Source organism: Psychrosphaera aquimarina (assembly GCF_032461525.1).
Taxonomy (GTDB): domain Bacteria; phylum Pseudomonadota; class Gammaproteobacteria; order Enterobacterales; family Alteromonadaceae; genus Psychrosphaera; species Psychrosphaera aquimarina.
Genome location: NZ_JAWCUA010000010.1, coordinates 202,888 through 217,429 on the forward strand (window position 1 = coordinate 202,888; position 14,542 = coordinate 217,429).

The 14,542-nt window shown below is 38.0% G+C and carries 11 protein-coding genes and 1 pseudogene; 7 read left to right on the plus strand and 5 right to left on the minus strand.

All coding sequences use genetic code 11. The features are described from left to right. The first annotated feature begins 12 nt into the window (after positions 1 to 12). Both RT723_RS12840 and RT723_RS12845 read left to right on the plus strand, forming a co-directional pair. Positions 13 to 375: a hypothetical protein gene (locus RT723_RS12840; RefSeq protein ID WP_315947461.1), complete on the plus strand. Its 363-nt coding sequence runs from the start codon at positions 13 to 15 to the stop codon at positions 373 to 375. Positions 376 to 385: 10 nt separating this feature from the next. Next, the gene (locus RT723_RS12845; protein ID WP_315947462.1) at positions 386 to 874 is read left to right on the plus strand and encodes a hypothetical protein; all 489 of its coding nucleotides are present in this window, start codon (positions 386 to 388) and stop codon (positions 872 to 874) included. Between the two features lie 55 nt (positions 875 to 929). Here RT723_RS12845 and RT723_RS12850 read toward each other — a convergent pair whose 3' ends face one another. Beyond that, positions 930 to 1,379, minus strand: a complete 450-nt coding sequence (locus RT723_RS12850) for an Lrp/AsnC family transcriptional regulator (RefSeq protein WP_315947463.1) — start codon at positions 1,377 to 1,379, stop codon at positions 930 to 932. A gap of 103 nt (positions 1,380 to 1,482) precedes the next feature. Here RT723_RS12850 and RT723_RS12855 point away from each other — a divergent pair, with 103 nt between their 5' ends. Continuing rightward, a complete protein-coding gene (locus RT723_RS12855; protein WP_216056299.1) occupies positions 1,483 to 2,079 on the plus strand; it encodes a LysE family translocator in 597 nt (198 codons plus the stop codon). Between the two features lie 68 nt (positions 2,080 to 2,147). On the opposite strand, the gene RT723_RS12860 is transcribed toward RT723_RS12855, so the two are convergent. After that, positions 2,148 to 3,164: a LacI family DNA-binding transcriptional regulator gene (locus RT723_RS12860; protein WP_216056298.1), complete on the minus strand. Its 1,017-nt coding sequence runs from the start codon at positions 3,162 to 3,164 to the stop codon at positions 2,148 to 2,150. A gap of 285 nt (positions 3,165 to 3,449) precedes the next feature. On the opposite strand from RT723_RS12860, the gene RT723_RS12865 reads away from it, so the two are divergent. From RT723_RS12865 to RT723_RS12875, 3 genes and pseudogenes are all read left to right on the plus strand, one after another. After that, the gene (locus RT723_RS12865) at positions 3,450 to 6,182 is read left to right on the plus strand and encodes a TonB-dependent receptor (RefSeq protein WP_315947464.1); all 2,733 of its coding nucleotides are present in this window, start codon (positions 3,450 to 3,452) and stop codon (positions 6,180 to 6,182) included. 146 nt (positions 6,183 to 6,328) lie between these two features. Then, positions 6,329 to 6,781, plus strand: a complete 453-nt coding sequence (locus RT723_RS12870) for a tryptophan 7-halogenase (protein WP_315947465.1) — start codon at positions 6,329 to 6,331, stop codon at positions 6,779 to 6,781. Next, positions 6,694 to 7,854, plus strand: a pseudogene (locus RT723_RS12875) (tryptophan 7-halogenase); the annotation flags it as partial. The gene RT723_RS12870 and the pseudogene RT723_RS12875, both read left to right, overlap by 88 nt. Before the next feature lie 52 nt (positions 7,855 to 7,906). On the opposite strand, the gene RT723_RS12880 reads toward RT723_RS12875, so the two are convergent. From RT723_RS12880 to RT723_RS12890, 3 genes are all read right to left on the minus strand, one after another. Further along, entirely contained in the window at positions 7,907 to 9,448 is a 1,542-nt protein-coding gene (locus tag RT723_RS12880) for a CRTAC1 family protein (protein ID WP_315947466.1), read from the minus strand. A gap of 137 nt (positions 9,449 to 9,585) precedes the next feature. Further along, positions 9,586 to 10,653, minus strand: coding sequence for a vanadium-dependent haloperoxidase (locus tag RT723_RS12885; protein ID WP_315947467.1), 1,068 nt, complete (start codon positions 10,651 to 10,653; stop codon positions 9,586 to 9,588). Beyond that, positions 10,581 to 11,561 carry a DUF6851 domain-containing protein gene (locus RT723_RS12890; protein ID WP_315947468.1) on the minus strand — a complete coding sequence of 327 codons (981 nt, stop codon included), beginning with the start codon at positions 11,559 to 11,561 and terminating at the stop codon, positions 10,581 to 10,583. Before RT723_RS12890 ends, RT723_RS12885 begins: the two co-directional genes overlap by 73 nt. A 258-nt stretch (positions 11,562 to 11,819) precedes the next feature. Between RT723_RS12890 and RT723_RS12895 the strand changes: the two genes are divergently transcribed. Next, positions 11,820 to 14,459, plus strand: a complete 2,640-nt coding sequence (locus tag RT723_RS12895; protein ID WP_315947469.1) for a family 20 glycosylhydrolase — start codon at positions 11,820 to 11,822, stop codon at positions 14,457 to 14,459. The last annotated feature ends 83 nt before the right edge of the window (positions 14,460 to 14,542 follow it).

Below are 14,542 nucleotides of genomic sequence, written 5' to 3' on the forward strand. Positions count from 1 at the left end.
TTGGAGAAAAAAATGAAAACAAAGTTAATGTATTTATTTATATGTCTCATCAGCCTTTCACTGATTCAAGGTTGTGAAGATAGTGACGATGAGAATGGTTTATCTGGGGTGACCACACTTGAGGTTGGCGAGCCTGTGACAGGTTCGTTGTCTGGTGATGAAGCACAATTTTCTTTTTCAGTGGATGACGGAACAAAATACCAACTCTTATTAACACCAGAAAGCAGTGATGATGATCCTGATTTATTAGTGTTTAGTTCTGAGCAGCAATTAGGGGATTATTGGGATATTGCTGATTCATCTGGTGGCGAAGACTCCGCTCAAGCCATGGAAGCTCGTGTTGCCAAGTCTTCCTTGAGTCCAGGGGGTGGATAAAGCGAGTTTTGTGGCTACCAAAACAGGGATGTATTTTGCTGCGGTAACTGGCCCAGAAAATACTCGTTTTACTATTTTATTAAATTCTTCGGATTCTTATTGCGCGGATGAATGTGTAGACAATACAAACATTAACCAAGATGTTGAAAGTACGTTTCCCTCTCACGATGTTTTAGTCGCGACCATCCCAGAAAATCTCGAAATGACATTCGCATCGGGATTTACCCTCCCTTCGTCAATCAATATAGAAATATTCGAGTTACCTTCTGGCTCTGATGAATGCCACATTACTTGGCCTGGTTTACGTTGTGGTTTTTTAGACGCAATTGACAGTTATGATTTAGTGACAAACGTTATTAATGCGAGCAGCCAAGTAAATGGGCAACGTGTTACGTTCACTCCGGAATCTCAATTATTAGCCGGACACACATACGTTGTACATATTTTTGCGGATTCAAGCTCAGGTGATTTTAAAACTTGGTGGCGTTTTGACACTTAAACAATAACCATTCACTCAACTGTTTGATAATAGCGAATAACTCAAATTGATTCAGTTATTCGTTATTATCTTTAGTAGACTCCATAACCACATGGGTACTTATGGTTGCTACTTGTGGCAAATCCCCTAATACATCGGTGTGAAATCTTTTATAAGACACTAAGTCGGTTGTTTCTACTCTTAATAAATACTCGTATGAACCTGTTACATTATGGCATTCTAATACTTCGCCTGATTTCGCAATGGCTTGTTCAAATGCCTGTTGTGAATCTTTGGTATGAACGGATAAACCAACCGTAACAAAAGCACTAAAACCTTTACCTAATTTCCTATTATCGATAATGGCTTTGTAACCTTTGATTATACCTTGTCTTTCTAGTTCTTGGACTCTACGCAAGCAGGCAGAAGGGGATAATCCAACTCTATCAGCCAGATCAATATTGCTAACCCGACCGTCCTTTTTTAATTCTTGCAATATTTGTTGGTTAAAATTGTCAATTTTCATAAGTTATTGCTTATTTCGTTAAAATGACACAATAAAGGCAATTTAATTTCGTTGGAAGTGAATTATAGTAGTGTTCCTGTATTTATAAAAAAACGGAACGACGGTGAACATAGAAATCATATTAGCCTTAGTGCTTTTTGCTTTTGCATCTTCAATTTCCCCAGGACCTAATAACTTAATGTTAATGAGTTCTGGCGCTAATTTTGGCTTTCGCAAGACGTTACCTCATATGATGGGAGTAGGACTTGGATTTACTTTGATGGTGGCGCTAGTTGGTATGGGAGTAATGCAGGTATTTGATTTGTATCCAGCCAGTTATATGATTTTAAAATGGTGCAGTATTGTTTATTTGGTTTACTTATCTTATAAAGTTGCGACTTCCGCTCCACCGGAAAATAAAAGAGCGAATAAAGCAAAACCTTTCTCATTTATTCAAGCGGTTTTGTTTCAATGGGTAAACCCAAAAGCATGGACCATGGCCTTAACATCCATTGGTATTTATGCACCTGATAGAGATGTAAAGTCTGTAATTATAGTGGCGTTAGTTTTTGGCGCTGTAAACTTACCATCAATTAGCGTGTGGGTAGTGTTAGGACAGAAGTTGCAGAAAATATTATCGAGCGTAAAACGTTTACGGATCTTTAATGGAATTATGGCTTTTTTATTACTTGCTTCATTGTACCCAGTACTAATCGCTTAAATGAACAACAGACGTTAATACTCAGCATAAATTGCTGAGTATTATGATGTTTTTGCAGTTTTATCGCTTCAACCGTTAAAGTTGGTGGTTGACTCTCTGACTAATAATTCTGGATTAAACTCAATTACTGTATTGGTAGGAATGTTTTTAATCTGGTTTATCAATAATTGTGTGGCTGCAATCGCGACACTTTCAGTAGGCTGATCTGCTGTCGTTAGTTTTGGTAATGTTTGACGTGAGAATGGGCTGTTTTCAAACCCAACAATGGATATCTCAGTTGGAATATCTATACCATCTAATCTACAGGCAAATAAAGCACCCGCTGCAATTTCATCATTACTGCCAAATATAGCCGTTGGGCGTTTTTTCAAAGACAATAACTGTTTTGCACCATTAACACCGGATTCAAATGAATATTCACCATCAATTAAAAAGTTAGGTTCAATTTTAATATTGTTTTGTCTTAGGGCTTGTTGGTAACCTTCAAATCGTTCGGGACTGGACTTATGCTCAGGATCACCACAAATAAACGCAATGTCTTTATGGCCAAGATCAATTAAATATTGGGTTACTGAAAAAGCTGCGGCTCGGTCGTTTAGATATACGCAATGAGCTGCATCTTCAACCATACCTTTACCAGATATAACTCTTACAAATTTTACGTTACGTTTCTGCAATTCAAATATGAGTTGTTGGTTTTCAGATAACGGCGGAGTTAATACCAGCCCATCTAAATTTGAACGTTTAATTAAAAACAAAACTTCGTCAATAATATTGGCCGATTTAGCATCACAAGGATGGATTAATAGTTCGTAGTTTTGTTTACGGCACACATTCAAAATACCATTTTGCATATCTATTATGTAATAAGCATTAGGGTTGTCATAAATAAACCCAACTTGAAATGATTGCGTGCTGGCTAAGCTTCTCGCTGCTTGGCTCGGACGATAATTTAATTCATCCATTGCAGCTTGTACTTTATCTTTTGTCGCCGAACGTACACCGATCTCATTGTTAATAACACGAGATACTGTTTTTATAGAAACACCTGCTTTTACAGCTACTTCACTGATTGTGATCTTCATATTAATTATTCTAATTTTATTATGGATTAACCATACACTCATTTATTTGACAACGGTAGACAGTTTTTGCATTTTTACGAAAATATTTGTCTAAATAACACCCACTGTACAAAAAAGTTCAAAATTATTTTTTCTTTAAAAACAGTATGATGTAATTATTTCAGGTCAAAAGTTAAACTATTAATTGAAAAGTTGATTGCCTTTTAAGCAATCCTAGTTTAGTTTAATGACAACGCTGTCATTTACATAATAAACTAAAAACAACAACAACGTCGGGAGCAAGTGATGAAAAACACTCGTCTAAAATATTCAACAGTAGCGCTAGCAATTGCTGCGTCTATGTCAACTTCAACAGCTTTTGCAGCTGATGATAAAGAAAAAGCACAAGATATCGAAACTATCGAGATAACAGGTATTCGTGCAAGTAATAAAAAGAACTTAAATCAAAAACGTTTTGCTAATGCGATCGTTGACACGGTCACTCCGGAAGATATTGGTAAGTTCCCTGACAAAAATGTTGCAGATACTCTTTCTCGTATCCCGGGTGTAACAATCAGTCGTGACTTTGGTGAAGGCGAAGGTGTTACAATTCGTGGTTTCACGCCAAACCAAAACGTTACCTTGCTTAACGGCCAAGCCGTTGGTACTGCACAGTGGTTTGTATTAAACAATACAGGTCGTAACTTTAACTTCGAAATGCTTGCATCAGAAATGGTTGGCGGTCTAGAAGTTTATAAAACCCCTCAAGCGGATATTGAAGAAGGTGCACTAGGCGGCACGGTTATCGTTAATACACGTAAGCCTCTTGATATGGACTCTGGCACAATTGCTGGTTCTGTAGATATGCAATATTCTGCATTACCAGAGCAGTGGGATCCAAGTGGTTCTATTGTTTCTAGCTGGAAAAATGAAGAAGAAACATTTGGTGTTGTGGTTTCTGCTGCAATGCAAAATCGTACAGTTGAACGTCATTCACAAGAGTCTGACTTTGGTTGGTTCGGGCCTGGTATTGCTAGAATTAGCGTAACTCCACCTGCCGGTGCAACTGAACAAGGTTCTACACCTTGGGGGGTTGGTTCTGCTGTGTTCAAACAAGATCGTGAACGTGTAAACTTTGACGTTACTGCACAGTGGATGGCGACAGATAAATTAGAAGTAACAGGTCATTACCTTTTCTCTGAAATGGAAGCATCTAACGTCAACTCAAACATGATAGGTATTCCTTTCCGTGGTATTGCAGTGGGTGATGAATTTGCTCGTGAAGGTACAACAGAAAATGGTTACCTGACTTCTATGACTTATTATGGTGATCCAGACCAAACTGGTTGGGTACCTCAATTCCTAGCTTATGATAACATTTATCGTGATGGCTCTAAAATGGGCACGTCTGTATTTGATTTAAACATCAATTACGAAGCTGACTTTGGTTTAGTACATTTCCAAGTTGGTACAACAGAAGGTAAAGGCGACATTTATGACTTCTTTACTGAGTTCTGGGCCGATCCACTAGACGATCGTGCGGGTATTATTTTCTCAAATCCAAACCCTTCAGCTCACGGTCCAGCAATCGACTTTGATGGCGCAAACTCTTGGATGTCTAATCCGACTGACCAAATGTGGTTAGGTGGTATATTCAACCAATATAATGAAGTAACTGATGCAGAAACTTATGCGCAAGCTGATGTCACTATTGAAGTGGAATATGGTCCAATTACCTCGGTTAAGTTTGGTGGTAAAGTAAAAGATCGTAACTTTGAGCAAACACGTCACCAAGATAATTTATCTAACTTAGGTGCATGGGGCGCTGGTTCTTTAGGTCCTGCGGCAGATTTTTGGTCTGGCGAATTGCTTGATATTGCACATGACGGTAACTCATTAGATAGCCAAACTTATTTTGACCCTGATAAAGACAAAATGATGGCTGCTATGTACGCTCAACCTGAATGTACTGCTGCATTAGTTGATGCCGGAACTATGTGTCTAAATAAAGATAGCTTCCAAGCATTAGCGTCGTTTAACATTGAAGAAACTATTATTGCAGCATATGCAATGGCAAACTTTGAAGGTGAAAACTACCGCGGTAACTTTGGTTTACGTTATACATCTACAGATTCAACGTCTAACGGTTACGATGCAGCAGCAAATGCCGTTGTTGTTGAAAATGATTACAGCTACATATTACCTAGCTTTAACTTAACGTATGACCTAGCTGATGATGTATTAGCTAGAGCGTCATTCTCACAAGGTATTGCACGTCCTTCACCATTCTCTATGGCTCCTGCGTATAACTTAACGCCGGAAACCGGTCGTGGTGATATGGGTAACCCTAAACTAAAACCAACAGAAGTGACTTCGTTTGACTTAGGTTTAGAATGGTACTTCTCTGATTCATCTTTAGTAAGTGGTACTTTCTTCCGTAAAGACATCACCAACTTCTTCTTTAACAACACGGTACGTGACGTTATTGATGGTGTGCAATATAACCAACTTAACCGTCCTGAAAATGGTGATGAAGCGGATTACACGGGTATCGAATTGCAAGTTCAACATATCTTTGATAACGGTTTTGGTGCCTTTGCTAACTACACTATGGTAGACGCATCAGAAGGTAGTTTTGTATCTGTTCAAGAAGTTGATGGCGACTTCATCGATGTAGCTGGAACAGTACCATTCCCAGATGTTTCTGAAAATGCTTATAACTTAGGTGTTTTCTATGAAACTGATGAGTATAGTGCTCGTTTGAACTATAACTACCGTTCTGAGTACTTCACTTCTAACACTGAGTTTGGTCCAACTTTCCGTGATGAAACAGGTCAGTGGGATGCACAAGTAAGCTATGATGTTTCTGAAAACATCACAGTGAAATTTGAGATTGTTAACTTAACTGACGAAAGCTTCAACAACTATCTAATCAATGATGGTGATGTTGAAAACTATGCTTACACAGGCACAAAAGTTGTGTCGACTGAAAGCCAAAATGGCCGTCGTTTCTACATAGGCGCAAACTTCAAGTTCTAAAACTTAAGTTTACTTGTTAGATTAATAGGCCAGTCATTGACTGGCCTTTTTTTATAATTAAACCTTTTTGTAAATTAATAAACGGTATCTAAAATTGTTTCCGGTTAATTTACCAAAATGTTTAACTGGGGTTGTTAGGGAATGTTATGAATACAAGACCAAATGATATCTTAATTTGTGGTGGCGGTACTGCAGGTTGGATGGCTGCTAATTTATTTATGCATAATTGGCCTGGCGCTAACGTTACATTAATTGAGTCAGATAATATAGGAATTATTGGGGTTGGCGAAGGATCGACACCTTCATTAAAACAATTTTTTAAAATCCTAGGAATTTCAGATCAAGAATGGATGCCACAATGTAATGCCACCTATAAAGTTGGAATTCGATTTCCTAACTGGAGTGATAAACAAGGCTATGAAAGTTATTTTCACCCTTTTTTCTCAGAGTTAGACATAAAACCTGGAGAGCCTTTTTTCATAACAGCAAATTACAAAGAAAAGGCGTTCCCGCAAATGCACATCCGGATCATTATTTTGTTACAGCACAAATGGCAAGGCAAAAAACGTCTCCCATTTCTAATAAATACCCTAATTTAGATATCGATTATGGTTATCATTTTGATTCCGGCTTGCTGGGCGAGTTTTTAAAAAAGCGGGCGATTCAAAACGGACTTAACCATATCATTGATGATATTTCACATGTAGAAGTGAATCAGCAGGGCTTAGACACGTTTATTGAATATGTCGAAGCAAGTAATAGCGGCAAACATAAAGCAGACTTATTTGTGGATTGCACAGGCTTTAAGAGCCTTTTAATGCAAAATGCGTTAAAGGTTGAATTCAAACATTATAAAGAAAATTTGTTTAACGATTCTGCAGTCGCAATAGCCACAGATATTGATGTTACTGAAGGTATAACGCCAGAAACACGCTCCACTGCATTAAAATATGGATGGGCTTGGCAAATACCATTAGCGAATCGTTATGGTAACGGCTATGTATACAGTTCTGATTATGTGAGTTCAGAAGAGGCGGAAAAAGAGCTCAAAGAGCACCTTGGGATAACGGACGACAATGTCAAAGTACGACATTTGAAAATGAAAGTAGGGCGTTTACAACAACATAGTGTTAGCAATTGTCTGGCGGTTGGGTTATCTCAAGGGTTTATAGAGCCGCTTGAAGCCACAGCGTTAATGTTAGTGCAGTATACGATTGAACAATATATATCGACCGTTGATCAGCCAAATGAAAATGACAAATACACTGTATTTAATAACAAAGTAAATAACATGATGGAGGGCATACGAGATTATATTGTTGCTCATTATGTTTTAAATTCTCGAAATGACACAGACTACTGGCGTGATTGTCGTAATGCTAAAAAATCAGAAACTTTAACTGAGTTGTTAGCGGCTTGGAATGGTGACGGTAACTTTGAAGATATGTTGGATAGACTAGATAATTATTTAGTCTACTTACGACCATCTTGGTACGTAATATTAATGGGAATGGGGCATTTTCCAACGCCAAATAACATACAACCGACAGAGTTAAATAAGGTGTTTGATTACACTAAATCACGAAATTATTGTGGGCAATTAGTCGATGACGTGTTCCCAGATCATGTCTCTACGTTAAAGGGCATGTATAAAGATAAATGGCCTAGCTAAAAGAAAGGTAATCATAAATGCCTCAACCCAAAGAAGATTGAGGCAATTTTTATTATTGAGAGATCTTAACGATTTGGCCTGAGCTTACATTAGATTGCTCTGTAATCGTTTGATCTGGCCAAGTGATAATTATTTTTTCTACGGTATTATTATTGGCTAATCCAAAATGCAGTTCATTGGCATTTTGTGAAACAAAGTTATTATCGATACGAACTTCTTTGGTTAACGTTAACGATTCGTTGACAATAACTTCTACCAAAGCTCCAATAGCCTGAGTATTTGGTGAGTTTCCTGAGAGTTTAATTTTTAAGAATTGATTCTGCCCCGTGAGGTTGTTTTGGTATAATTTGGCTGGACCTTGATTGTTTGATACAGCTATATCAATATCCCCATCATTATCAAAATCATTACAGCTTAACCCTCGTCCTTGATGTTCGTCATTGATACCGAGTTTAACGGCTTGTTCTATAAAAGTACCATCTTGTTGAGCGATAAATAATCTTGATTTGTCATCTTGGAACATCACAAATAACTGACCATTTTGACCCCAACCATTAACATGAAAAATGTCGGGTAAACTGTCGTTATTGAAGTCTGCAATACAGGCTCCCCATCCCCAACCACCGTCACTCACTCCTGCAGAAATTGAAACATTACTGAAGTTACCTAAGCCATCATTTTTGTATAACGTATTACCCCTATATCCTTCTGTAGGGTTTTTATCTTCACCGCTATATTCTTTTTCGGCAATACTAGTGACAAACCAATCCATATCACCATCATTGTCGATATCTGCAACCGCCGACCCCATACCAAATTGATCTATGATGCTATCAGATTCGACTAACTCAAAATTATGTCCATTGTTACGAAGTAATTTAGTGAGACCATAATCAGACACAAGAAGCAGGTCCATATCACCATCTGAGTCGATGTCGCTCAAGCTTGGAACAAAAGATGAGTCTGCTTCAGCGTCAGGGTTGTCAGCGGTATCAAATTGATTTTGGTAAATAGTAGATAATCCCATTTCAGTGCTGATATCCGTAAAAAACACTAGGTCGCCTTGGCTGTCATTTCGCCAAATCATTTCTAAACTATCACCTTCAGCTAAATCATGTCCCCAGTGACTGGCAAACATGTCTAAATCACCGTCGTTTTCTAAATCTGAAAATGTGATTGAAACTGTATTTGGGGCGGTAAATTGTATCCCCGACGTAGCGGTAATATCGGTAAATGTTCCATCTTGGTTATTTAAAAATAGATGAAATTTTTCGTTATCTACTGCTCCAAGCGCTAAATCTAAATAACCGTCTCCATTAATGTCTGCAAAGGTTGGCCCACTTGTTCGTTTGCCATTAATAGCCACGCCAGCTTGTTGTGCAACATCGACAAAGGTTCCGTCTCCTTGATTTTGGTATAAGTGATTTTGACTAGACTCTCCACTAACAAAATATAAGTCTATATCACCATCGTTATCATAGTCTTCTGCTGCAACACCGCCTGAGAACATGGATGGCATAGTGGCATTTGTTCCAAGCCGATTAGAATGGAACAGGGTTATGCCTGCAGCTGAACTAATATCAGTGAAAGACAAAACGACCTCGACAGGCTCTTCCAACTGTTCATTATCTATTGGTGATTCAGTTTTTTTATCACTACATGCCGTGATAAAAAAACAGAAAATAAAAACAAAATTGCAGACTTATTTAACATTTTGTAAACCTTTAGATATTAATTGCCGTTAAACATGGCATTGGCTTTTTCGAATGATTCTGGGCCAATAATCAACCCCATTTTTCTACCTGGTATATCATCTGCGGGAGGATGAATACCGCCCCAAATTCGAGATAAACTACATTGATCTGACGCGTCTCTATATGTTGCCCATTGTAAAGTCATATCAACACTAGGGCCTCGTTCAAACACTAAAAACTCATTTGCTTTGATATCAAATCCACTCATCCCGCCCGGAAAGTATGCATCGCCTGTCATAAGTGTCATTAATTCAGCTGCCGCTCTTGAAAAAGTAGAATGTCCAGATACATAACCTGCAAAAGGAGGTGTGACAAATGATGGACGCTGATACGTCCACCAACGTTCCGCTAAAATCCAACCAACACCAGCAACATCTTCAGATGGCACTTCAATGTAACTAGGGCCTTTCCAGGCATAAAGTTTAATCTTATTCAGGTGTTCATTATTTTCACCAACCAATGGATCGCCTTCTGTTACCAACTCAATATAGTTGTCAACTAATGGAATACCGTTTACATGGTAAGAAGGTAAGTTCTCATCTGTGCTTTGGCCTAAATCAGCCATTGCTCTGATGGCGGCTACAGGACGTACATAGTCGTACCAACCTTTAACTCCCCAAGCTGCAATTGCCGCATCGTGCATAGTTCCGCCTAAGGCAAAGTATGTTTTAACATCCCACTCTAGGTTTCCAAGAGTTTCACCTTGACCAGACCATCGTTTAACTAATTGTGGGTGATCACTAACTGTATTTAAAATTGTGAACCAGTGGCCTGGAGGGGTTTCAGATGATGGTCCGTCAGCCCAAAATTCAGCAAGTACTCTTGCGTAATCTGCTCTGGGTACCATTTGAGGTTCATAAGGCTGATTTGTTGATGGATTTAACGCATAACCTTGGCTTGAATCACCTCCGTCAATAAAGTTATAAAATTGATCATAACTTTCAACACTAGCGGGAAACGATTGGATGTTGCCTAAGCTTGCTGGTGAAATATCAACCATAGTGTCATCAGATTCATCAAGATGGCTAGACCAAATTGACACCATTGAAAATCCCCATTTATATTGGTCTGATAATACCCCCCAATATATGGTGGTTGTCCAGGATCGTGATAAACCTGATAGTCAAAACCGTCTCGATTAAACGTTACTTTGTCATTTTCTGACAGTGCAAATGGTACTACTTGTCCCCATTCAGCTCCTAAAAATTCAGGAATGCCGGTGACTAAGTTGCCTGCTTGATCAATAAAGTTGTCTAATTCAATTCGTTGCCAACGATTCATGTCAATCACACTAGGGTTACCAGGTGCGGCATCACCTAGTTTTATGTTGGGATTAATTGGTTTATAACTTGTATTTGCGTAGTCATTTTGTTCGTTTGACCCATCGGTTAATCCAAACTCAATATAACAATTGGCGATATAGTTACCCAATGCAGCCGCTTTATTTTCACCATTTATATAATCTAGAGAGTCATAGTCCGTATCTAAACCTAAATCATTCATTAATACGTCAGCTTCATTTTGAATAAACCCAGCACCTGGTGAGTTAGCAAAGCGATGTGAGATCAAACGGTAAGTTGCGTAACTAATAGCCGTTTCTTGTGATGGCAATGCATCTTCCGGTATTTCAACATCAACGGATTTACATTCATAACTATTTAACACTTGGCCAAATAATAATGGCGTCGCTTTGTTGTTATAAATAGACCACGAGTCATACATAGCAGAAGATATGTGGAATAAATTTCGTGCATGAACGGTAGGGCGTGCATAGTCATTTCTAATGGCATCCAATACGACCTCATTCCACATACGAGCTACAGAATGACCTGTTCTTTCTGGTGTTATTTCTACAACAGTATCTTTTTTGTCACTATTACAGCCAGCTAACATTGCAGTTAGAACAAATAATGCGAGTTTTAATTTTGTTCCAAGGGTATTTGTTTTCATCATAATTATACTCTTATACGGATTGTAGATATTTTAATTTTCATCCTATTTATTCATAACGAATTACATGCAGCCTAAAAGTAAAGGCGAATTTAAAATAGAATGAATTTTAAACATAACAAAGAATGACAGCGTTGTCATTCTTTGTTATGTTTAAATTATTAATAGAAATAATAAATTTAAATTTAGTGACTTTGTCTATCTAGTCTTAAAATTGCCTGTTAGATATTGAGCTTGAATAACTTAGTGCGGGAGTCTCAAATGAAACGAAGATATACACTTATATTACCTTTGCTTAGCTTAGTATTAACTGGTTGTCAGCCAGATAGTATTCAGCAAAATGAAACTGAAAATAGCATTAATGCTGAAAGCTCAATTGCAAATTTTGCTAAAAATATTGAAGTGAAATATGAAATTATTACAAATCGTAGCGATGATAATTGTGATCCTAATGTAGTCGACGGATTGTGTTTTCAGGCTCAAATTAGATTAACTTCTCCCGTTTCATTTAATGACAAAGACTGGAAAATATATTTCAGTAACATGGGGCCAATTCAACAAGAAAGCAGCGAAGAGTTTGATATAACCCATGTAAATGGTGATATGCACACTATTACACCAAGTCAGTCTTACACAGGGGTTATTGCAGGGCAGACGTATACTATTCCATTTCGAGGTGCATTTTGGCATTTGGCTCAGACGGACATGATGCCTAATTATTATATAGTTGGTAGCGATCAAACTCCTCACGTTTTATTAAGTACCAAACCGCAGCAAGATGCAGAAACAGGACTTGAGATTTTACCTTATTCAATTCCGTTAACTGAACAAGATCATCACTTTAAACGTACCGAAGCAGATAACACTCAACCTGCTACTGCTATTTGGTTATATAAAGAGAACCAAGCTAATTATGTTACACGTGATGTAACAACCTCCATTTTACCAACGCCAAAATCTGTGATTGTTGATAGTACTGACAAAAGCTTAGATCTTAAATCGGGTTTAAAGATTAATTTAGTAGGTATCAGCCAAGAAGGAATAGCAGCGGCGTTAAGTCGATTAAAATTGTTGGGCATTTCTCAAAGCACTACAGGCATAAACGTAACGATAAAAAATCAGCCTGGTTTAGAAGGGGAAGCATATGAACTCATTATTAATGAAAGCGAAATATACATTGAAGCCGGTAGTGATACGGGGGCTTTTTATGCGTTGCAAAGTTTGTCGAGTTTAATAACCCCTAAATCAACCGTTGTACCTTTATTAACAGTAAAAGATGAACCTAGGTTTGATTTTAGAGGTATGCATGTGGATGTTTCTCGCAACTTCAAATCTAAAGAATTTATCTTAAAAGTATTAGAGCAGATGGCAGCATACAAGCTGAATAAGTTCCATTTCCATTTAGCTGATGATGAAGGTTGGCGTGTTGAGATATCCGGTCTACCAGAATTAACCGACATTGGTGGTTACCGTTGCCATGATTTAACAGAGCAAAACTGCTTATTACCCCAACTTGGCTCAGGCCCAAACAGAGATAGTCATGTTAATGGCTATTATACCGTAGAAGACTATAAAGAGATTTTGGCGTTTGCAACGGCTCGTCATATACAAGTTATTCCATCTATGGATATGCCGGGTCATTCAAGAGCCGCCATTAAAGCGATGACAGCTCGCCATAATAAACTGATGTCTCAAGGTAAAACTCAATTAGCAAATCAATATGTATTACATGATGTTGAAGACAGTACTGTTTATAGTTCAGTGCAGTTTTACAATGATAATACAATCAATGCTTGTATGGATTCATCGTATGATTTTATCGGTAAAGTGGTAGATGAACTGACGAATATGCACGAGCAAGCCAAAAATAAATTAACTCGTTACCATATAGGTGCAGACGAAACTGCTGGGGCTTGGTTAGAATCCACCGCTTGCAAAAAACTACTTAAAGATAACGTTACTGGTATTGAAAGTGCGGAAGATATTGCTGCTTATTTTGTTGAGCGAGTTTCTCGATTGTTGGCCAAACGAGGCATAGAAGCTGCGGGTTGGAATGATGGCATGGGCCATACTAAAAAAGAACGCATGCCTAAAGTTGTTCAATCTAATGCTTGGACCCCATTAATGTGGGGTGGTCATAAAGCTGCACACGAGCAAGTTAATAGAGGCTGGGAGGTCGTAATCTCAACACCAGAAACCCTGTACTTTGATTTTCCGTATGAAGCAGACTCTAAAGAACGTGGCTATTACTGGGCATCCCGCCATATAAATAGCCATAAAGTATTTAACTTTATGCCAGAGAATTTACCAGCTAACGCTGAGTTTATGAAAGATAGAGAAGAAAATGCATTTGTATCTGACGATACGGTCCAAACAAATGATAAGGGCGAGATAACTCATAAACCTATGGAAAAAGGCAAAGGTTTTGTTGGTATGCAAGGGCAGTTTTGGAGCGAAAGTGTTCGCTCTGATGATCAAGCCTCATACATGATATTTCCACGGTTATATGCATTAGCAGAACGAGCATGGCACAAAGCTGATTGGGAACTTGATTATGATTATGATGGTAAAAAGTACAGTCAAGATACAAGTTATATCACTGATGAAATGTATAAAAATAGAGATCTTGATTGGCAACGTTTTTCCAACCATATTGCGACAAAAACATTATACAAAGCGGAATTGTCGGACCTATATTACCGATTACCAACGGTCGGTGCCGTAATTGAGAATGGTGTATTAAGAGCCAATACTACCTTTGTGGGGGTATTAATTGAATACAAAGATGCCGATACTGGTTGGACAAAATATACAGGTGAAGTAGAAGTTAATACACCAGTTTTTGTCCGAACTATTAGCATTAATGGCCGACGTAAAGGAAGAGCATTAGCCGTTAATTAAAGAGATATTAAATGAAACTGGTCTTATGACAGCGTTTGTCAAAAGACCAATTTTATTATCTTGAAACATAAAAAGTCATTCAA

What these genes read in the sequence shown, in the direction of transcription:
- RT723_RS12840 (WP_315947461.1), top strand. Translation starts at nt 13, where the DNA reads ATGAAAACAAAGTTAATGTATTTATTTATATGTCTCATCAGCCTTTCA.
- RT723_RS12850 (WP_315947463.1), bottom strand. Translation starts at nt 1,379, where the DNA reads ATGAAAATTGACAATTTTAACCAACAAATATTGCAAGAATTAAAAAAG.
- RT723_RS12860 (WP_216056298.1), bottom strand. Translation starts at nt 3,164, where the DNA reads ATGAAGATCACAATCAGTGAAGTAGCTGTAAAAGCAGGTGTTTCTATA.
- RT723_RS12865 (WP_315947464.1), top strand. Translation starts at nt 3,450, where the DNA reads ATGAAAAACACTCGTCTAAAATATTCAACAGTAGCGCTAGCAATTGCT.
- RT723_RS12870 (WP_315947465.1), top strand. Translation starts at nt 6,329, where the DNA reads ATGAATACAAGACCAAATGATATCTTAATTTGTGGTGGCGGTACTGCA.
- RT723_RS12885 (WP_315947467.1), bottom strand. Translation starts at nt 10,653, where the DNA reads ATGGTGTCAATTTGGTCTAGCCATCTTGATGAATCTGATGACACTATG.
- RT723_RS12890 (WP_315947468.1), bottom strand. Translation starts at nt 11,561, where the DNA reads ATGATGAAAACAAATACCCTTGGAACAAAATTAAAACTCGCATTATTT.
- RT723_RS12895 (WP_315947469.1), top strand. Translation starts at nt 11,820, where the DNA reads ATGAAACGAAGATATACACTTATATTACCTTTGCTTAGCTTAGTATTA.